Source organism: Gemmatimonadales bacterium (assembly GCA_041390145.1).
Lineage (GTDB): Bacteria > Gemmatimonadota > Gemmatimonadetes > Gemmatimonadales > GWC2-71-9 > SPDF01.
In genome coordinates this window covers 21,664-40,575 of the sequence record JAWKQM010000016.1, presented here as the reverse complement: position 1 = coordinate 40,575, position 18,912 = coordinate 21,664, and the positions used below count along the sequence as shown (strand labels likewise).

At 66.5% G+C, this 18,912-nt stretch carries 23 protein-coding genes; 8 read left to right on the top strand and 15 right to left on the bottom strand.

The features are described from left to right. The first annotated feature begins 7 nt into the window (after window positions 1-7). Window positions 8-739 carry a ribose-5-phosphate isomerase RpiA gene (gene rpiA / locus R2910_13010; GenBank protein MEZ4413901.1) on the top strand — a complete coding sequence of 244 codons (732 nt, stop codon included), beginning with the start codon at window positions 8-10 and terminating at the stop codon, window positions 737-739. After that, complete coding sequence (pgl, locus tag R2910_13005) at window positions 736-1,482, top strand: 6-phosphogluconolactonase (protein MEZ4413900.1); 747 nt, start codon at window positions 736-738, stop codon at window positions 1,480-1,482. Before rpiA ends, pgl begins: the two co-directional genes overlap by 4 nt. A 41-nt stretch (window positions 1,483-1,523) precedes the next feature. Here the strand turns inward: pgl and R2910_13000 are convergent, their stop codons facing one another. Together R2910_13000 and R2910_12995 are read right to left on the bottom strand one after the other, a co-directional pair. Continuing rightward, the gene (locus tag R2910_13000; GenBank protein MEZ4413899.1) at window positions 1,524-2,075 is read right to left on the bottom strand and encodes a hypothetical protein; all 552 of its coding nucleotides are present in this window, start codon (window positions 2,073-2,075) and stop codon (window positions 1,524-1,526) included. A gap of 130 nt (window positions 2,076-2,205) precedes the next feature. Next, window positions 2,206-2,892, bottom strand: coding sequence for a hypothetical protein (locus R2910_12995; protein MEZ4413898.1), 687 nt, complete (start codon window positions 2,890-2,892; stop codon window positions 2,206-2,208). A gap of 181 nt (window positions 2,893-3,073) precedes the next feature. Here R2910_12995 and R2910_12990 point away from each other — a divergent pair, with 181 nt between their 5' ends. After that, on the top strand, window positions 3,074-3,478 hold the full coding sequence (locus R2910_12990; GenBank protein MEZ4413897.1) for a VOC family protein: 405 nt from the start codon (window positions 3,074-3,076) through the stop codon (window positions 3,476-3,478). 28 nt (window positions 3,479-3,506) lie between these two features. On the opposite strand, the gene R2910_12985 is transcribed toward R2910_12990, so the two are convergent. Beyond that, on the bottom strand, window positions 3,507-4,814 hold the full coding sequence (locus tag R2910_12985; GenBank protein ID MEZ4413896.1) for a TAXI family TRAP transporter solute-binding subunit: 1,308 nt from the start codon (window positions 4,812-4,814) through the stop codon (window positions 3,507-3,509). Between the two features lie 93 nt (window positions 4,815-4,907). Here R2910_12985 and R2910_12980 point away from each other — a divergent pair, with 93 nt between their 5' ends. Next, the gene (locus R2910_12980) at window positions 4,908-5,399 is read left to right on the top strand and encodes a hypothetical protein (GenBank protein MEZ4413895.1); all 492 of its coding nucleotides are present in this window, start codon (window positions 4,908-4,910) and stop codon (window positions 5,397-5,399) included. Between the two features lie 11 nt (window positions 5,400-5,410). Then, window positions 5,411-5,887 carry a DUF4399 domain-containing protein gene (locus R2910_12975; protein MEZ4413894.1) on the top strand — a complete coding sequence of 159 codons (477 nt, stop codon included), beginning with the start codon at window positions 5,411-5,413 and terminating at the stop codon, window positions 5,885-5,887. Window positions 5,888-5,909: 22 nt separating this feature from the next. On the opposite strand, the gene R2910_12970 is transcribed toward R2910_12975, so the two are convergent. Then, on the bottom strand, window positions 5,910-6,617 hold the full coding sequence (locus R2910_12970) for a hypothetical protein (GenBank protein ID MEZ4413893.1): 708 nt from the start codon (window positions 6,615-6,617) through the stop codon (window positions 5,910-5,912). Between the two features lie 249 nt (window positions 6,618-6,866). Here R2910_12970 and R2910_12965 point away from each other — a divergent pair, with 249 nt between their 5' ends. Continuing rightward, complete coding sequence (locus R2910_12965; GenBank protein ID MEZ4413892.1) at window positions 6,867-7,529, top strand: hypothetical protein; 663 nt, start codon at window positions 6,867-6,869, stop codon at window positions 7,527-7,529. 11 nt (window positions 7,530-7,540) lie between these two features. Continuing rightward, window positions 7,541-7,963 (top strand): hypothetical protein, encoded by a 423-nt coding sequence (locus R2910_12960; protein MEZ4413891.1) that lies wholly within the window; start codon window positions 7,541-7,543, stop codon window positions 7,961-7,963. A 16-nt stretch (window positions 7,964-7,979) separates the two neighbouring features. On the opposite strand, the gene R2910_12955 is transcribed toward R2910_12960, so the two are convergent. The 7 genes from R2910_12955 to R2910_12925 form a co-directional block, all read right to left on the bottom strand. Beyond that, window positions 7,980-8,621, bottom strand: coding sequence for a hypothetical protein (locus R2910_12955; protein ID MEZ4413890.1), 642 nt, complete (start codon window positions 8,619-8,621; stop codon window positions 7,980-7,982). Between the two features lie 23 nt (window positions 8,622-8,644). Beyond that, window positions 8,645-10,129, bottom strand: a complete 1,485-nt coding sequence (locus R2910_12950) for a trypsin-like serine protease (GenBank protein MEZ4413889.1) — start codon at window positions 10,127-10,129, stop codon at window positions 8,645-8,647. A 68-nt stretch (window positions 10,130-10,197) separates the two neighbouring features. Beyond that, window positions 10,198-10,830 carry a hypothetical protein gene (locus R2910_12945; GenBank protein MEZ4413888.1) on the bottom strand — a complete coding sequence of 211 codons (633 nt, stop codon included), beginning with the start codon at window positions 10,828-10,830 and terminating at the stop codon, window positions 10,198-10,200. After that, window positions 10,831-11,514, bottom strand: a complete 684-nt coding sequence (locus R2910_12940; GenBank protein MEZ4413887.1) for a response regulator transcription factor — start codon at window positions 11,512-11,514, stop codon at window positions 10,831-10,833. Window positions 11,515-11,620: 106 nt separating this feature from the next. Then, a complete protein-coding gene (locus R2910_12935; protein MEZ4413886.1) occupies window positions 11,621-14,398 on the bottom strand; it encodes an ATP-binding protein in 2,778 nt (925 codons plus the stop codon). A 214-nt stretch (window positions 14,399-14,612) separates the two neighbouring features. Further along, window positions 14,613-15,284: a hypothetical protein gene (locus R2910_12930; GenBank protein ID MEZ4413885.1), complete on the bottom strand. Its 672-nt coding sequence runs from the start codon at window positions 15,282-15,284 to the stop codon at window positions 14,613-14,615. 47 nt (window positions 15,285-15,331) lie between these two features. Next, window positions 15,332-15,850: a hypothetical protein gene (locus R2910_12925; GenBank protein MEZ4413884.1), complete on the bottom strand. Its 519-nt coding sequence runs from the start codon at window positions 15,848-15,850 to the stop codon at window positions 15,332-15,334. Between the two features lie 223 nt (window positions 15,851-16,073). Here R2910_12925 and R2910_12920 point away from each other — a divergent pair, with 223 nt between their 5' ends. After that, the gene (locus tag R2910_12920; protein MEZ4413883.1) at window positions 16,074-16,508 is read left to right on the top strand and encodes a hypothetical protein; all 435 of its coding nucleotides are present in this window, start codon (window positions 16,074-16,076) and stop codon (window positions 16,506-16,508) included. A 16-nt stretch (window positions 16,509-16,524) separates the two neighbouring features. Here the strand turns inward: R2910_12920 and R2910_12915 are convergent, their stop codons facing one another. From R2910_12915 to R2910_12900, 4 genes are read right to left on the bottom strand one after another with little or no spacing between them, the layout of a single operon-like run. Beyond that, window positions 16,525-17,100, bottom strand: a complete 576-nt coding sequence (locus R2910_12915; protein ID MEZ4413882.1) for a DUF4287 domain-containing protein — start codon at window positions 17,098-17,100, stop codon at window positions 16,525-16,527. Then, a complete protein-coding gene (locus R2910_12910) occupies window positions 17,093-17,623 on the bottom strand; it encodes an SRPBCC domain-containing protein (protein ID MEZ4413881.1) in 531 nt (176 codons plus the stop codon). The genes R2910_12915 and R2910_12910 overlap by 8 nt, the downstream gene beginning before the upstream one ends. Then, window positions 17,556-17,969 (bottom strand): helix-turn-helix transcriptional regulator, encoded by a 414-nt coding sequence (locus R2910_12905; protein MEZ4413880.1) that lies wholly within the window; start codon window positions 17,967-17,969, stop codon window positions 17,556-17,558. The genes R2910_12910 and R2910_12905 overlap by 68 nt, the downstream gene beginning before the upstream one ends. After that, window positions 17,966-18,895, bottom strand: a complete 930-nt coding sequence (locus R2910_12900; protein ID MEZ4413879.1) for a hypothetical protein — start codon at window positions 18,893-18,895, stop codon at window positions 17,966-17,968. Before R2910_12900 ends, R2910_12905 begins: the two co-directional genes overlap by 4 nt. Window positions 18,896-18,912: the final 17 nt, after the last annotated feature.

Below are 18,912 nucleotides of genomic sequence, written 5' to 3'. Positions count from 1 at the left end.
CGGCACGGTGAGCACCGTCGCGCCCCCCGGTGGGCTTCACGATCCGGCTGTCCGGGCGGCGGCCGAACGGGCGCTCGCGCTCGTGGCCGATGGCATGTGCGTCGGGCTTGGTTCCGGCCGGGCGGCCTCCCTGTTTATCCAACTCCTCGGCGCACGCTGCCGAGGCGGTCTCTCCGTCCGCGGCGTGGCCACGTCTCAGGCATCCGCCGACATTGCGCGTGCGTCGGGGATTCCGCTCCTCACGCTTGACGCCGTCGATCAACTGGACCTGACCGTTGACGGAGCGGATGAAGTCGCGCCGAATCTCGACCTCATCAAGGGGTGGGGCGGGGCCCTGGTGCGCGAGCGGATCGTCGCCACCGCCTCGAAGCGCCAGGTGATTGTGGTCGGCACCGAGAAACTGGTCCAGGCGCTGGGTGCGCGGGGAAAGGTCCCGGTCGAAGTGGTACCATTTGGACGCGCGCTTGTCGAGCGCCGTATCCGGGCGCTTGGGATGGTGCCGGCTCTCCGGATGGTGGAAGGTGACCTGCAGCCGTTCACGACGGAGAACGACAACCTGATCCTCGACTGCGCCCCGTCTGCGCCAATGCCCGACGGACGTGCGGCTCGCCAGATGGAGCATGCGGTCCTCGCCATCCCCGGTGTCGTGGACACCGGCCTCTTCCTCGGCACGGCCGACCAGGTGCTCGTGGGGCATCCGGACGGGCGTGTCGAGGTGCTCCGGCGGGCCGAAGCGTGACGGGCAAGCGGTTGCCGGCAAAGGTCGCGGTCCTCCCGAGCGCCGAGTTGGCCGCCGACGCGGCCGCAGGTCAGTTCGTGGCAGCGGCCGCGGACGCGATCCGCTCGCGCGGCACCTTCATCGTCGCGCTCTCCGGTGGCCATACACCGCAGCGCCTCTATGAACTCCTCGCGACGCCTCACATTGCGGCGCAGGTGGATTGGTCACGGGTTCAGGTATGCTGGGGCGACGAGCGGTGCGTCCCGCCGGACACTGCGGAGAGCAACTACCGCATGGCACGAGAGGCACTCCTCTCTCATGTCCCGTTGCCAGCTGGCAACGTGCATCGGATGCGAGGTGAAGACGATCCCGATCAGGAGGCTCACCGCTACGACGAGATGATGCAGAGGCTGTTGGGAGGCTCTGGCTCGCGGTTGGACCTGGTGCTCCTCGGGCTCGGCACGGATGGCCATACCGCCTCGCTCTTCCCGGGGGCCGACGCAGTACACGACAGCACGCAGTGGGTAGCGCCCGCATTCTCGGAGGCACACGCGCAATGGAGGATCACGCTCACACCTCGCCTGATCAACGCAGCCGCCGAGGTCGTGTTCCTGGTGTCGGGTGCGGACAAGGCGGATATGGTTGCCCGAGTCCTTCAAGGCCCCCGAGCTCCCCATGACATTCCGGCGCAGCTCATCGCACCGATTGCCGGCGAGGCAGCGTGGATTCTCGATGGCGGTGCCGCCTCGGCACTGGGAGGCTAGGCCCCTCTGCCCGCCGCCTCTGAGCGAGCGGGGGCTCTTTACTATTGCTTGACCCAGGTCGGCCGGGCGTCGCGTGTCACCTGCGTCACGAGGTCGTCCACCATCTTCGCATAAGCAGCGTTGGGGTCGGTGGCGGAGATGCTGGGAAGTTTGCCGCCGCTCATGGAGACCTGTCCGACGTTCCGGCTCGTCGTGGCGCTCGAGCGCCAGGCCGTGCCGCCGGAGCTCGTGGACAGCAGTCGAACGTGCAGCTCAGCGGAGACGGTCCCGCTGACACTCAGGTTGCCCCCCGCATTGACGCTCCCGCTCGCCTTCGTCCCGGATACCACCAGCTCCCCGAAGAACACCGCCGCAACGTCTTTCTCGCGGCCGACCTGCTTCGCGGCTTCCGGGGCGTTCCCGTCCGCAAGCAGGCGCGCCACCAGCGAATCGGCGGGGCCCAGCTCGAGGAGCTCGAATCCGGTCTGGCTGGCGAGGAGATCCTCCGCGAACTGGTGGGTTGCCTGGACGCCGAGGGAGTTTTTCGAGGGGTCGGTGGAGAAGGTCACAAGGGCGAGGCGGCTGTAGGCCCCGAGGTCCAGCCGGGGGGGCATCTGGACATAATGCGAGGAACAACCGGAGAGTGCCACAATCACTGAAAGAGCGGGCAGAAGCCGGAGAATTGGACGCATGACCAACTGCTTGACTGACAACATCTTCCCCTGCCTGGTCGCGGTTGCGTTCTTATTTTGGCAAGAAGCGCGCCCGTGATCTCCCCGCGTAGATCCACGCCGCGAGTGCAGCGAGAGTGTAGAAGAACCAATGGGCGGCATAACTGTACACCACGCCGGATGGGACACGGAGGATCAAGATGGGGAAGATGGCGGCGAGGGTGAGGGACGCGAGATTATAGGCGATGCCAACCTGCCGCTGCACCAGCAGGAGCATCGGCAGGTGCAGCAGGGCAAAGCACCCCAGGAAGGCAAGGACGACCGCGGGCAGCGGCAGGCCGGTGGCGGCGAGGCGGAGGGTCAGCACCACGATGATGAGTTGCTGAAAGAGGATCTCGAACGACTTCGGCACGAGATAGCGGTACTGCATCGGCAGGTAGAATTCTTCGGGGTGTCGCGCAATGAGGTCGTCCGGCTTCGGGAGCCACCGTGGCGCCAGCGCATAGACGGCCACGGTCAGGGCGACGGCGGCGAGGACGACGGTGACTGAAGACGCCGTGACCGTTTGCCCCAGCGGCTCGAGCCACGGTCGAAACCGGGTCACCACGAGGAGGGCGAACAGAAGAAACGAACAGGAGGTCAACAGCGGGTGCGTCAGGTACGTGACGCGATGTCTGATCAGGCCGAAGGACACGCCCCAGCCGGCGAGCCAGAGGAGGGCTAGCGTTCCGACGTCGGCAGGGAGGGAAGTGTGCGACACGATATTCCTTCGCAACGGTTGGCGGTGGGGAGTGACCTCGCCCCGCTGGCTGCACCCAACATACTGCGCGCGGACAGCCGCTTCCAAGCCTCCGACGTGACCCCTTGAATCCGGATGACGTCTCCTGTAAATCCCTCGGGAAGGAACCACGCCCAGGGCAATCACATCTCCGGAGGCTCCGATGACCAAGACCCCACCACCGTCCTACCTGCAGGCCACCATCATGGCGCCCGGCATCACCGTGAACGATCTCGGCAAGAGCATCAAGTTCTACGAAGGGCTCGGCTTTGCGGTCGGCGAGCGCTGGGAGGACGGCGGCAAGTTGATGGGTGTCATGCTTCACGCCGGGACATGCATGTTCGGATTGACACAGGATGACTTTGCCAAGGGCAAGGATCGCGTCAAGGGGATCGGGATGCGAACCTGGATCAGCACCGAGCAGGACATTGACGAAATCGCGGCGCGCGCGAAGGCGGCCGGGGTCACCCTCGACGCCGAACTACAGGACTATCCCTGGGGCGGTCGGGGGTTTGCCGTGACGGACCCGGACGGATTCAAGCTGACCATTTCCCGGGAGTCGAAGTAATCCGGGTAACGAGGATCCACGGTGACGATTATCTGACGTTCATCTGCTCCCGCACCAGCGCGATGTGATGGCGCAGCGTGTAGATCATTGGCATGAACGACATCGGCAGCCACATCGCGTGCGCCCGCTGATCCAGTCGGTCCAGCCGCTCCACCAGGGCCTGGGGTGGCACCTCCGCCCCGATGGCGCGCAGCTCTCTTTCCAGCGCCCGGAGCTCGTTGTAGAGGCCAAGGACGCGGCGCCTCACCACCGCGGCGACCGCCACCGGGGTCAGGCGGACCAGCGGAATCACGATCCCGAGGAGCGGCAGGAGCAGCAGCAGCATCCGCTCCAGCACCGCGGCCGCCCAGAACGGGAGGTGCCGCTGCAGGAACGGCCGTCCTGACTTGTAGTAGTGCCGCGCCTCGGCGCTGAGCGCGAGGTCGACGGCGGCCGCGGCGGGGTATTGGCCCGCGCGGTTGAACACGCCGGGTCGGGCATGAATCTGCTCGGCGGCGTCGAGCAGGACGTGCTGGACGGCCGGATGCATGTCCCTGCGCACCACCAGGCTAGCCTGGTCGGCCAGCATCGGGACGTCGGTGGGCGGGTTGTCGGTGGCGAGATCGCCGATGCCTTCGGGCAGCACCACCATTTCGAGGAAGGGATAGAGGGCCGCGAACGCCTCCACTCGCTTCAGCGGCAGGAGCTCAATCCCCGGGGCATTGAGCAGTCGCTGGATGGCCGGCGCCTCCCACCCCGTCAGGATGGCAGCAGCGTCGATTTGGCCGGCGAGCAGGGCGGCGGCCGCCGAATCGGGGGGGAGGCCCGCCAGGAGCGCAGAATCGGTGTCGATGCCCGCGCGGGCAATGAGCATCATGGTCAGGGCGCGGCTGCCGCTCCCCACCGGGCCCACCGAAAGCCGGGCCGTCCGAAAGTCGGCGAGATAGCCGGTCGGGCGCACGGCGTCGGGGCGATAGAAGATCCAGAGCGGCTCGATCATGACCGTGCCCAGCGACGACAGCCCGGGCGAGCGTGTCCCGTCCGTCAGTCCACCCTGCACGAATCCCACATCCACACCGGACGACGAATCCTGCAGGCGGCTGAGATTCTCCACGTCGCCTTCCGACGGGCGGAGCTCCAGGTCGATGCCGTGGGTGGCGAGGATTCGCTGGTACTGGAGGCCAAGCACACGATAGGCACTCCCCTCCGGGCCCGTCGTCATCACGAGGCGGCTCGGGGGGAGGGGGCGGATCTGGTCGGCGGCCCACCAGAGGGCGGCGCCCACGACCACGGTCGCAAGGGCGACCAGGAGGCCGAGAAGCAGGCGCCGGCGGGCCGGCTGAGTGGGGAATGGCATGACTGGATGGATACACACGGCCGATGTGTTTGGGGAGGGTACCCGTCGCTATATTGCGGCATCCATCTACTTCACGTCTTGGTGAGGCTTTCCATGCGCACGATCGGAGTGGGGATTGCGGCAGTCTGTCTTGGACTGGTCGGCTGCGGCGACGGCAGCGGGATCAGCGGCGTTTCCGGGTCCACGCCTGACTATGAGGATATTTCCGGGGTTTACTCCGCCGACGTGACCGCGGTGGGCCCCGACGTGGCACTCGCCGGGACGATGGTGATGACGCTGACCCAGAGCGACAGCACATTTGTTGGCACCTACGAGATCGTCGGGACCCTCGACGACAACGGGGCCGTCGGACCGGTCACCCTGCTTGGCGCGGTGAACAGCGGCACCCTGGCAGCCGGAAAGAATCCCTCGCTGCAAATGAACTGGAGCCCCGACGGCTGCGGCCCGCTGTTCTTCTCCAACAGCGGTACCTATTCAAGCACGCTGCAACAGATCACGGTGTCCCCGGCCGAGATCCCGGTGCAGGATGCCGGATGTCTGTCCATCGTCCGTTCTGTCCCGGACACGCTGGTGTTCGTACGCTAAGGAGCCTTGTCATGGGAGAAGCACCCGCCCCGACGATGGCGATCGCCACTGGGGCGTCCCATGCTCCTCGCAGGCGATACCTCTCTTGCCTGGCAGCCGTCGTCGTCGTCGTCTCCGCCTGCGCCGACCGGCCGGCCCCTCCGGTTGCGTCCGCCGCGGTGCACATCCTGACCCCGGCCGACGGCGACACCGTTCCGGCGGACTTCGTGGTCCGTCTGGGGGTGACCGGCGCCCAGGTCGTTCCGGCGACGGGGATACGCGTGGACGGCGAGGGGCACCACCACCTCTTCGTGGACGCCGACCTCACCCCTGCTGACTCGGTCATTCCCAAGACCGAAGGCGTCCACCACATCGGCAGCGGCGCCGACTCGCTCCTCCTTCAGGGGCTGGCTCCTGGGACGCATCGGATCATCGCCCGGTTTGCGTATGGCAACCACGTACCGATGCCGAATGTGGGGACGGATACGATCTGGGTGGTGGTGAAGTAGCGCCCGGCAGCCACACCCCCCGTCAGGGCGGGGTGGCTCGAAGGCAACCGTGCTGGAGGGATGCCGCCTGCCCCGGCAACGCGAGGACAAAATCGACTGGTTGCACTGTCAGGTGAGAGGGAAGCACGAGCAGATCCGACGGCAGCATCCCGTCGAACGCGGGCTGCCGGGTCCAGCCGCCGTTGCCGCTGGAGACCCACCACTCCACCGGGTGAACGCGACAGGTCGGAGGGGATACCGCCTCGTCGTCAGGCGGCGTGCAGGTCAGCTCCCGTCGAATCACACCGAGGTCGCGGACGCCGTCGCCGTTTACGTCAGCCACGCGATAGGATGTATCCCACGCGGTCCAGCATCCGGCGCCGCGATTCCTGCCGTGCGTGAGGGCGGGCCCAGCGTCGAGTCTCGTGATCCTCCCGGTCGCCAGGCTGAGCACGAGAAAGACGTCTCGGCCAACGGCTCCGGCCGCCGAACCTTCCCCCATGATCTCATAGGACTGGAGGTGGAGCAGCACGCGGTCGCGATCGACTGCGACGGCGCTGACGCGGGTGTCGAACGTGCCCGCCACGCCGTCGTCATCCGGATCCTGCAAGATCGCGGTTCCGAGTCGCGCCCGGCGCTGTGGTCCACCCACGTCCCAGTAGCCGATCTCGGCTCGCGTACTGCCCTGGGTCAGGCTGAACATCACGGTGTCGACGTCGGGCCACGGCAGCGCTGCCGGACGCTGTGCCATGGCTGGCCCGACGATTGCGGGGAGCAGCAGTGCGAGAAAGACGGGAGATCGGCAGGGCAGATGGCCGACTCCCCTCGCTTGAGTGGTCACGGGGCACCCCTGTCCAGGAAGCTGTCTGCCAGAAGATGGACCACCAGGCCGACGCGCCCAATCGCATGTTCATGTGATTGCCTGCGCCCGCGCTAGGGCACACCATTCCGGGGCATCTCTCGCCGATGAACTCCCTGCGCACATCCTCGGAGGCAGCACATGCCCAGGACACTGCTTTCGCCCCGGTTTGCCTTGCTTGCATTGGGGGGATTGGTACTGCTCGGTTGGGCCAGGCCGAGGCCGGGCAGCGATTCGGTGGCGCTTGAACAGGTGCCATCCGGCACGACGGTCGAGCAGTTGCAGGTCAAGGTGGTCACCGGGTCCGGTGGCCTCGGAGCGGACAGCAAGGCTGGCATCGAGGTGGTGTATCACGACCCCTTGAAGAACATCATGCGTACGCTGTCGCGCCAACTGAACGTGCGCCCCACCAAAGATCGGAGCGGGGCAACCATCGTGGTGCGGAATGCGCCGATTGCCCTGACACCGCGCTCCAAGCAAGTGCTGACGATCAAGGTGCCGTTAATCCAGCAACCCACCGCGACACAGCCGGCGGTTCAACTCCGTTTGAGTGATCTCCGCCACGTGAATCTGACGGCCTCCGTGGTGGGACCTTCCATGGCGGGCGTTGTCGGTCCCTCGATGGCCGGCGACGGATGGGACGTCATGCAAATCATCGTCACCTGGTCCGGCCATGGACCGAAGGGAGAGCCGGCTCATGGCACGCTCCTCTCCCGGTCAGGGGAGCCGTTGCAGCGCTTCATGCCGCAGGCCACTACCGCCCGGTGGACCTCCGGGACGCTTCCCAGTTTTCGGCCGCGCTAGTGATGCGGGCCGTGGCTGTCCTGATCGGTGGGCTCGTCTGGTCCGCGTGCGCTGCCTGTGTATCGGCACAGCAGGACACGGTCGCAGACCAGGTGGTGGATTCCCCGGCCCCGCCGCCGCCCCTTTCGACGCCCGCGAGCGACTCGGGCAATCCGGCGTGGATCGACAGCCTCATTGCCCGGCTGCAGCGCGCACCGGTCCAGAACCCGCCGGGGACCATCATGCGATACATGTACAAGGGGGAGCCCGTCTATTCCGTGCCGAGTCCCTGCTGTGACCAGTTCGGATACGTCTATAGCGCATCCCAGGTTCGGATCTGTGCGCCAAGCGGCGGCATCACGGGCAGGGGCGACGGGCGCTGTCCTGATTTCTACTCGACCGCGACCGACCCCACGGTCATCTGGCGTGAGACACGGGAGTGGCGGGGGCGCTGACTGTGCCCCCGCCCGTTCAGGGAGTGGGCCCCGGAGGTGGCTTGGGCTTCGGTGTGCGCGTCTTGGTTTGCACCGGGACGCTCACCTTGCCGGTAACAGTCTTGGGAGCGGCGCGGACGGAGTCCGGGGCGGTGAACGGCCGCAAACGGGCAATGGTCCAGGAATCCACTTCCTTGAATCGGTACAGGGGGCGAGCCGTGGAGTCGTACACGACGTGCACATCACGTCCTCCCCGCGCCGGGCGGTAGACGGCCGCGATTTCGAGGCGATTGAGGTTCCAGTTGTCCCCGGACTCGAACGGGGGCTGGCCGGGGCCCCGAAACTCCACGACGATACGCCAGACATCCTCCAGCAAAGCCCGTCCGTTGACGTTCCAGTCGAATGATGCCGTCGTCCGGTCCCGGAGCTGCTCACAATGCTTCGAACGGGGGGCGTACTCGCCGCAGTTCAAGTACGGGCTGACCAGGCGCGTCCCGTTCTTCATCTCAAGTACCAGGCGGAAACCGGCACCACTGCGCAAGTTGTCGTCGCCCGTGTGTACCGTCACCCGCAGCTGGTCGATGCCCCAGACCGGTACGCGATCGGTGGACTGTTGGAGCGGGGGGCCAGCTTGCCCCGCGAGGGGCAGGGTGACGAGACTGCCCAAGAAAACGGCCACCAAGGGCACTTCGCGGACGGCCCTCACCTGGGCACCGCCGCCGCCAGGTTGCCGCGGACCACGTTGCCGTCCCGAAGCAGCGCGAATGGTGCAATCACGCCGGTGCCGTCGGCCTCCACGATACTCCAGGCGGCCACGTTGCCGAGTTGCCCCACTCGAAGCCACTGACCGTCGTGCCCATCGGCCTGATTTATCCAGATGCTGTTGTCGGTGTTGAGGGCATACACCACCCCGCGGGTGGCTGCGATGAGCCGCGCATTCTGCGGCTTCCCGACGCGAACCCACTTGCTGTCCGCGCCACCGTGCAGGTTCTTCCAGAGGGTCTTGTCGTCGTTCAAGGCCCAGAAGACGTCGGCGCGCCCCGCGGCGGGGGCCGCGACCGACGCCGCGGCCGCGGGCCGGCCGATGCGATCGGCCTGCCAGAGTCCTCGGCTGTCTCGCCGAACCCGAATCAACTGGCGGGTCCGGTCGAGGAGGTAGATCTGACCGTCCTGGCAGGCGAGCGAATGGGCTCCGTCGACCGGGAGGGCCCCCTGGTCGGCCCAGGTGACGCCATCGGCGCTGTAATGAACGTGCCCGTCCGCGGTCAGGATATAGAGCTGTCGGTCGGCGCAGGCGGTGAGGCTCACGCTCCGCGCCGGGGCTCTCCCCACTCCACCCCAGTGCATTGAGGGCCGGAGCACCCGCTCGAGCCACGCGGCCAGGTCGGGGCGTGGATCTCCCTTCCCGTCGAGGCCACCGCGCGCAAAGGTAAGAAAGTATCGGCCGCCGCCGGGCTCGGTGCCCTGGCCGACACCGATCACGAAGCGGATCCCGTCCTCATCATCCAGCCAGTACAGCGGTCCACCCGAGTCGCCAGGGCTGAACTCGGTTCCGCCGACGCCGAGCACGTCGGCCTGCAAGGGGTTGCCCCGGGGGGCGGGAAAAAAGCTTGTGTTCGGATACTTCGCGAAGGTGGCTTCATTGGTTCGCCGGCGGCTGGGAATTGCGCCGCCCTCCATCTGACCCCAGCCCACCATCGAGAATGCCTTGCCGCGCAGGAATCCCGCCGGGTTGTTGGGGGGGACGGTCCGGGTCAAGACTGGTGCCGGTCGGGCGGAAGCGGGGGGCACCGCCTGGTCGAGCCCCAGGAGGATGACATCGGCGTACCCGGCCACGTTGTAGCGACTGGCCGTGACGATTTCGAGGGGTGCCATCCGGTCCGCACCCACATGAATGGTGATCCCGCGTGGGAACTGGACGAGCGGATACCAGGTGCCGGGAGTCTCCCAGTTGCCGAACTGGTCAAGGGTGACGCGCGCCCCCGACGCGGGTGAATGATCCACGCAGTGCGCGGCGGTGAGCACGATGCGCGGTGCCACCAGCGTGCCGGTACAGGCGCCGGTTGCCATGACATACACGGTGGCGTTGGCCTCGGGGGTGTCGGTGTCCGGGCGGTGCGGTCCGCCGCTCAGTGCGGCAGTAGCGCGGCCCGGTTGCTGTGCCTGGGCGGGGAGGGAGAGGAGCATGCTCAGCCCAACCGTTGCGCAAACATGCAGCGAAGCACGGCGCGACTTGCACCGTCGGATCGACTTCGTCATCGACACGCTCCTGCGTTGGGCGTCCCTGGGTCAAGCTGAGGACTCTCCCATTCACCCGAATCCTTGAAGCGATAGAGGGGGTTCTTGGTGCAGCTGTAGAGCACCCGGGTCTCGAACTGGCCGTTGCCCTTCCGGGCAGTCACCTGGACTTGGAGGCGCTGCATGTTCCAGTTGTCGGGTGAATCAAAGGCGTTGCCACCACCGGACCAATAGCCGACCCCAACGCTCTGGATGTCACGGACCTTCGGGAGAGAATCCACCAGCACCCATTCAAAGGACCTCTGAACGTTGTTTCCCATTCCTCTGCACCGCCATTTCGAGTCACCGCCCTGGCGATGGCAGTTGAGGCGCTCTTTCAGCAAACGGCGCCCGTCGCGCAACTGGAGAAAGATCCCGAAGGAGCTACCATCGCGCAGGTCGTCGCTTCCGGTCTGGACCACGATTCTGACCTTTTGAACCGTGGCTCCCTCCCAGGATTGATCGACTGTCTGGGCCGGCGGGCCGGCTACCTTGACTTGGGCCGCCGCGGGCTGGGCGAGGATCAACGCCATCGCCATGGCGCCGCAGGGGAATCGCATCGTTGTCTCCTTGGGTTTCGGAGGCGGTGTCAACAGCACCTCCGCGAGCATTCAGATCAACCCGCGCTCCAGTGCCACGCGTACCGCGAGTGCGACGCTGCGGACGTGCAGCTTGCTGTAGAGGTGGCGCACGTGAGTACGGACGGTGTCGATGCTGATATCGAGGTCGGAGGCGATCTCCTTGTACGACAGCCCGCTGCCGAGGCCGCGCAGCACGTCGTGCTCCCGCTCGGTCAGCGAAAGCTGGGCATTGTCGATGGGGAGCAGGGTACGGTTTGGCGGGGCAGTGGCCTGCACCCGGAGTAACTCCAGCACCGTCTTGGCCACACCCGACGAGAGCGGGGCGCCACCCGCGAGAATACTGCGCAGCTCCCCGAGGATCTCTGTCGCGGGCGCCCGCTTGACCAGGTACCCGTCGGCTCCGCTGCAGATGGCGTCGAGGACCCGGCGCGGGTCTTCGAAGGCCGTCAGCACCACGACGGGGACGTCGGGCAGCATCTCCTTCATCAGGCGGGTGGCGGTGATGCCGTCAGTGCCCGGGAGGGCAAGGTCCATGAGGAGGAGGTCCCACGGCGGACCGCCGGCGAGTGTGTGAGACTGGGACGCTGAGAGCAGCGCCTCGTCCGCCGTGCGAAAGGCGCTCCCGAACACGAACCCCCGTGCATGGGCAAAGAGCGTCTCCAGACTGGAGCGGTAGTGGCGGTCGTCTTCGACCGTGGCAACCCGGACCGTCATGGGCAGTCGCTCGTGCGCAACAGGGATGGTGGATAGCATGCAGGGAGTCTACGGCACAGGGGGCGGTTGCGCCCTCGCATGATCGTGTGATGGGCGGTTGGCACGCCTAGGAACGGGACAGTGAGCGTCGGGGCACCACGAACCGGACGATGGTGCCTCCACCGGGCCGGGAGTCGAGGTCGAGTCGGCCTCCGGCCTCCGTCGCCCGCCTCGCCATGCTGGTCAGTCCGCGCCCGGCCGTCGAGGATGGGGCTCCGCCGTTCGGCAGTCCGCTCCCGTTGTCTTCGACGATGAGCTCCAGCTGGTCGTCCGTGAGCCGGAGCGCGAGCGACACCTCCGAGGCCGAGGCATGACGAGAAACGTTGTGCAGCGCTTCGAGGCCCACCAACAGCAGGCTTCGGCGCACGGTCGAATTGAGCTGGAGCTGGGGCCACGGGTCCGGCAAGTCGACTCGAAACTGTGCCTCACCCGTTGCGAAGAGTCGCGTTCCGTGCTCCCGCAGCCGCGCCCCGAGCTCGCTGAGTGTGCCGTCGCGAGGGTCGAGCGACCAGACGATGTCTGAGAGGGCAGTGCCAAGCTCCTCGCTGATGTGCATGACCTGCCGCGCCAGTCGTCGACGCTCCGGCTCATCGGGTGTTCCCTCCGCCAATACACCCGCGAGGATTCCCACGCCTCCCAGCCCAGAACCCAGTTCGTCGTGCAAGTCCATGGCGATCCGGGTGCGCTGGCGCTCCATTTCCAGCAGAACTCCTACACGAGCCCGATACGCAGCGCCAGCTGCTCCAAGGAGGAGCAGGGCCCCAAGCAGGAGGCTCCACGGTTCGAGGTACCACGGCCCGCGCACCGAAAAGGCGAAGCCCCCGGTCTCTGCCGACCAGATCCGGCCGTCGAGGGAGGCGCGCACCTCGGCACGATAGTCGCCCCGCGGCAAGTCGATCCAGCGAAAGGATGGTTCGCCGCGTACATCGGTCCAGGTCTCATCTGGGAGGAGGCGCACCTGGTAGCGCAGCAACGACGGCGCACGATAGCTCATCGCCGCAAATCGGACCTCGAGCCGGTGGTGACGAAAGGGGAGCACCGGTTCGCTGTCGGGTGAGACGAGGTCGGCGTCCACCCTCGCCTCCACCAGGGCGACCCGGGGCGCGAGCTCGGGAATGGTGCGGGCCGCGGCGGGAACCCGCGCCACGCCCATGGCGGTGGCCAGCCAGAGCGTACCGTCGGCTTCCTCCAGGAGATCGGAAAAGACGTTGGCCGGCACCCCCTGCCACGCCGTGACCGATTCGAGCACCTCCCAGCCCTCGGGGCGGGTGCTGTCGGGACGGACCCGGAGCGCCATCCCATGACCATAGACCCAGATGCCGCCTGAGGGCGCGGGCTCGAGGCCGAGCACCGACCGGGATGGAAGATCCGCGTTGCCTGGCAGGGGCACCCACGCGCCACCTCGCCGGGCGTGCACTCCGCTGCGGGACGACGCCAGCCAGACCCCGCCATCGGGTAGCTCGGCGATACCTCGCAGTTCCACGGCACCGGGCACGTCTTCGCAGATCCACTCGACTGATACCCAGCTCTCCACCGGCGCGCGGGTGTGGCAGACGCGCTCGCCGCCCACCAGCCACACGACCCCGCTGCGCATGCGTTTCACGCGGAGAAGTGTGCCGCCAATCGGTGTCTCCACGAGACGAACCGGCCCGTTGCCATCCGAGGAGTGCGCGGTGACGAGCCCTCGATTCGTCGCCATCCAGACGCCGCCGGCAGGCAGCGGCTCGGATTGGAACTGCATCGTGGGGACGCCCCAAGGGTGGGTCGCCTCTGCCCGGCCATTGCGTACCTCATGCACTCCGGTGGCAGTGGCAATCCAGAGCGTCCCCTGTCCGTCGACCGCGAGCCCCGAACTTGAAGGCCACTGGTCGGCGGTCGTTGCCCGCCAGCCTTGCCCTGAGCGTTCCACGAATCCGGTACCCTGCCAGGTCGTCACCCAGATTCGCTCGTCCTGGCGCGCGAGGTACCGGGTGAAGGCGGAGGGCAGGCCGTGTCGTCCGGTCCAGAGCAGTGTCTCCGGTTCGGAGAACTGCAGTACCCCGTTCGGCGTCGCGAGCCAGAGACTGCCCTCCCGGTCGAGCAGCAGGGGGCCGCCGCCCTCCGGAATCTCGTCCGGGCCCACCACGATCGGCGGCTCAGAAGCCCCGACCCGGACCAGATACCGATCATGGGATGCGTAGACGGAGGCGCCGCGGCGGACGAGACCGATGCCTCTTCCGGGAACCTCATACACCTTGGTCAGCGCGTTCCCGCTGACGCGCCAGAGTGCCCCCGTCCTCGACAGGATCAGGGTGTCGCCCTCGGCAGATACCGAGACCACTACAGCGCGCGGCACCTGGGCGACCCGGTGGACGGTGCCATCGCCATCCAGATGCCAGACGGCGCTGCGCGTGCCCAGCCATGCGCCATCCTGTGTGGGATCGCTCAGCACCTCGACCAGCTGACCGCGCATGGTCCCAGGCAGCATCTCCACCCATCCGGCCGTGGTGGTGCGTTGCCAGACCTGGTCCCAGTTGGCGAGCCAGAGGTGGCTCGTGGCGTCGCAGCCGAAGGTCACGGGCCCCGTCTCGATGTGGTCCGCCGGTGCCGGAACGCCGACTGCGCTGTCGGTGGTGATTTGCCAGACGCGGCCCGGCTCCTCGAGGGCAAAAAGCTGCCCGTCGGGACAGGCCACGATCTGGTTGACCCATCCACGAAGTTGATGCGGTGCCCAGTGGACCAGCCGGTTTCCGTCCCACCGGTGCAGGCCGCCAACCGTGCCGAGCCAGATGAAGCCGACGCTGTCCTGAGCAATGGAACGCACGCCCCCGGTGAGGAGGCCGTCGGCGGCGTCGATGCGGCGCACAAGCCGAGACTGCGCCGGAAGGACGTGTGTGCAGAGTGCGAGGACCGTTGGGAGAAGGAGGGCACTACGGATCCACCGCACCCGCCCAGGTGGAAGGCGGGTGTGGGGGCGCATGGGAGAGACTGGATCTTGCCTGAGTTGAATGGACCCCTCGCGGCCGTCCGTCACCAAACCATAGCACTCGGGCGGAGAATCGGCCAATGCTCCGTCTGGCTCACGGCAACGGCGTCACCTCGACATAGAAGAAGGTCCAGCCATCATACGCTCGGCGGGTCGGGTCGTATGGTCGGCGGCTCAGGGAAACCTGGCAGCGCCGGGCCGTTGGCTGGCTCACGAGGATCGCAATGTGTCCAGCGTCACTCTCCACCTGTTGAGTTCTGGAACCACAGATGGACAACTGCATATTGAACACATCCGGGTACCCTGCGTGCTCCCCTTCCACCGCGAAGTCGACCAGGTAGCGATGGCCCGGCGGGGCCTCGAAGTCGATGGTGGCCCCTCCTCGGCGCCCGGGGCTATTGGCGGCCGCGTACCCGACGTACTTGTTCGACCTGCCACGAATCAAGGTGACGTCCCAGAGGGTGAGGTAGCCGTCCCGACTTTGCAGCGCCTCTGGCGTGAACCGGACCGACCGCCCCGCCTTGAGCTGGGAGGGTGTCACGTCGAGGCCTCGCAGCGCGTTGGTACTGGTGATCGGGGGAGGCGCGCTGATCGTGCCGATCTTCCGGGCGAGCGCCTCATTGGCCTGAATGGCGCTTGCCACGTCGGCACTCACCGTAAGGTCCGGTGACTTGGTCGGTTTCTTTGTGGTCGGCGTGGATTGGGCCGAGAGATGGGCTACGGCCAACAAGCCCAAGCCGATGCAGAGGTGGATGGAGCGTCGCATCATAGCACTCTTGGTTGCGATGTGGTGGAGGAGGACCCCGCCGACGTTCATGGCCGGACCGTGGCGCGCGTGACCGGCCACTCGTGGCTTTCGTTGTCGCGGAAGCGGTAGAGAGGTGATCCATTGAGACGGACCAGGGTCACCATCTCCTGGCGGCCGTCGGGCTGCCGCACGCGAGCCCGAACCTCGAGCTCCGCAAGATCCCAGTTGTCCGGAGAGTCAAAGACCGACTCCTTGCCCCCCTGAAAGGAGAGCACCACCCGGTCGATCTCGGAGCGCGGCACCTGGCGGTCGAGCACGAGCTCATACGAGCGACTTGTATAGGACGGGACGGTGGCGCAGTAGCCGTCGGTGCGGCAGTTCAGCGGCAGCGGTGCGCTGATCTTCTTGCTGGGAACCGGACTCCGGTTGAGGACGTCTCCATTCCTGAGCAATAGCCAGACACGCAGCTTGCTGCCCTTCCTGAGATCGTCGGCGCCGCTCCGGACCCGCACGCTCAGTCGGTCCACCATGTGCTGCTGCGCCTTGACGGGACTGGCCATCACGCAGGCGGTGAGCACACTCATGGCTACCGCTCGTCCTCGCATGCTGACACCTCGTTGCGTCGGCCTATCCGTTGCTCGTGGCACCAACGTATCCGGCGCAACTCATCGCGACCATCGCATGGTCATGTGATGGCACGGGGCACGGTATCGGTTGCATATACCGGGCGAGTGCGCGCCTGTACTGCTCGGGCCGGTGTCTTGATCTGATGCCCCCCCCCCGTTTCCCGTCCCGCTGGAGGCCTACGTGTCTGCGTTTCGGCTTACCCGCCTGCGCTTGTTGCATCTCGCTGTCCTGCTCCCGGTTGCCATCGCCTCCTGTTCCTCGGACGACGCCAATGGGCCGACGCCCGCGCCAGGCGCCGCGCTCCATACCTCCTGGAACGTGACAGCCTTTGCGACCGCGGCCGATGACTTCATTGCGCAGGGGATGGTGCTCGTCATTACCTACAAGAGCGACGGCACTTACACGCTGACGGTGACAAACGACCTGGTAGGCATCTGCAACCCGGGCCCCAACTGCGTGGAGGGGGGCGACTACACGGCCACCGCCACGGCGGTGACACTCGATCCGGGTACGGTCGATGAGGTGGTCTTCGACTATACGATTGCGGGCACCACGCTCACCATGAACGGCGATATCGGCGGGACGCCGGTCACGATCACGGCGACGAAGGCGTAGGCGGGGGTGGCGCACCTCACCCCGCGTTTGCGTACGATATCTCGATCCACTTCGCGACCTGGGCGTCGACCTCGCCGGCGGAGTTCACACGTGTGGTGTACTTGCACATGCTGTTGGGGGGCATCTCCTTGAGCCGGGGATGCGCGGGCAGGTTCTTGGCACCGAAGCCGAGCTCGACGGCCGTGTTGGTCTTCGGCCCCACCATCACAAACTGCTTCTTCTTCCGATAGCTGACGTACCCCTTCTTCGGCGCCGCCTCGTAGTCGCCCAGTCCTTTCAGGATGCCGAGCACCTTGTCGTGGATCGGCCGGAGGTCGGCCTTCTTGCCGCTGTAGATCTCGGCAAGGACGTCGCCGGCCGACAGGCCGCGTGCCGCCGCCGCACTTTCCCCATCGCTCTTGAGGGCGAGGTGTGCGACGGTGTTGGCCTGGCCGTGGCCGAGGTCGAACTTTTCCATCAGCATGGTGCGGATCTCGCCATGCTTGGTGAGGCCGCTCTTGGCGACGACAGCGCCGAGCTGGGCGATGGTCTTGCCGGTCTTGGCCTCGATGTTCTTGATCATTGTCTCGACGGCCTTGGCGTTGTCAGCCATGGGACACCTCCTTCAGGGGCCAGTGCTCGACCTTGCACCTGGCGGGGGTCATGAAGCCGAGCAGCCCGAAGAGCCCGTACAGGATGCGAGTCCCGAGTGCCGGCTTCCCAGTTTCCACGATCTGCTTGAGCGTCTTGACGATGAAATCGCCCCCACGCCGCATGTCCTTCTCGGTCTTGGTACCGGCGGGGATGTCCTCGGAGGTCAGCGTGAACTCCACGCCATCGCCTACTTCCTTGAGATCATAGGTCACCTTGCAGTAGGGATCCTCGTACGCGGTGAACTTCATGGTATGAGAGAACCGGTGCGGCGGCGACACCTCGAGAATCTCCCCGACGACGGAGGTGAACTTGTTGTCCGGCGTCCGCATCTGCACCGGCGAGCCAGGGCCAAGGGTCAGCCGGTACATCTGTGCGCCGAAGAAGGCGAGCTGCGGCTCATCGGTCTTGGTGATTTCACGCCACACGTCCTCGATCCGACCCTGAATGTGGATCTTTGACACCAGCCGTACCGTGTCTGCCATGTTTCGACCTCCTCGTTGATCCCTGTTCGACCGCGTACTTGATGTCCGCCATCTTGCTGGCCCAGAACTCACTGTATTCGGTGGTCCACCGATCGTGGATCAGCTGGATCGGCACCGGGTTGTGATAGAGCCGGCGGGTCCGGCCATCCTTGCGCGACACGATGAGGTCGCACTCCTCCAGTTGTCGGAGATGATGCATGACCGCGATGCGCGAGGTGTCGAAGTGCGCCGCCAACTCGCCGACGCCGCAGCCGGGGTCGGCCTTCACAAGGTCCAGAATCTTCCGGCGCGTCGAATTGCCCAGGGCATCGAAGACCGCCGCCATGTCGTCCATGACCGTCGTCATCGCGCCTCCGGCTGAAGCCACACCCCCTCCGTTTCGTCGGCGGGGGTAGCCAGCAGGGAGATCTCCTGGCCGTCACCCACCCGGACCGCCCGGAGGTCGTATCCGTTGCCATCCGGCCCGCTGGCGGAATAGAGCAGCCACGCGTCGTCGGGAGACCAGTGCGGGGTATACCGGAACCCGGGGCCCTGCGTCACGACACGACGGTCGGTCCCGTCGATCCGCGCCACGACAATCTGGGACGACGAGTCGGACTCGGCATGGAAGGCGACCCACTGGCCATCGTGAGAGAACTCGACGGAGTACTCACTCTCCGGTGCGTGTGTGATCTGGCGTTCGGTGCTGTCGGTCAGGTTGAGCAGGAAGAGGTCGAGCTGTCCATCCACCTCACGACTCAGGGTGAGATACCGGCCGTCGGGCGACCACGACCCCGGCCCGAGCGAGGAGGTCAGTGGCTCCGTGGTGACCTGTCGGAGGGTGCCGTCATCGAGGTTTGCAATATAGATCTGGCCCGGGAATGGGCCGATGCTGCCGAGTTCAAACCCGCGTGTGGACATGAACGCCAACTGCCGGCCATCCGGCGACCAGGCGGGGAGGACGTCATAATCAGCGTCGTTGGTGATGTTCCGGCCGACGCCGGAGTCGGAGATACCCCAAACGTAGATCTCGTAGTTGCCGTCCCGGCGGGAGAGGTAGGCCAGACGGGTCCCGTCGGGGGAGGGGCTCGGGTTCCAGGACGGGGCGGAATCGGCCACGAGCGGAGACGTGGCGCCGGTCGTCGGATCGAGGCGATGGAGATGCGGAGCTCCGCCGTCGCGCCGGGTGTAGATGATCGGCGCGGACTCGATGTTCCAGCGAACCGGACGCTCGGAGCAGGCCCAGAGGAGCAGGGCCAGGAGAAGGGGTCGGAGCAGTGTCGGAGGTGTCATGTAAGGATAACATTCCA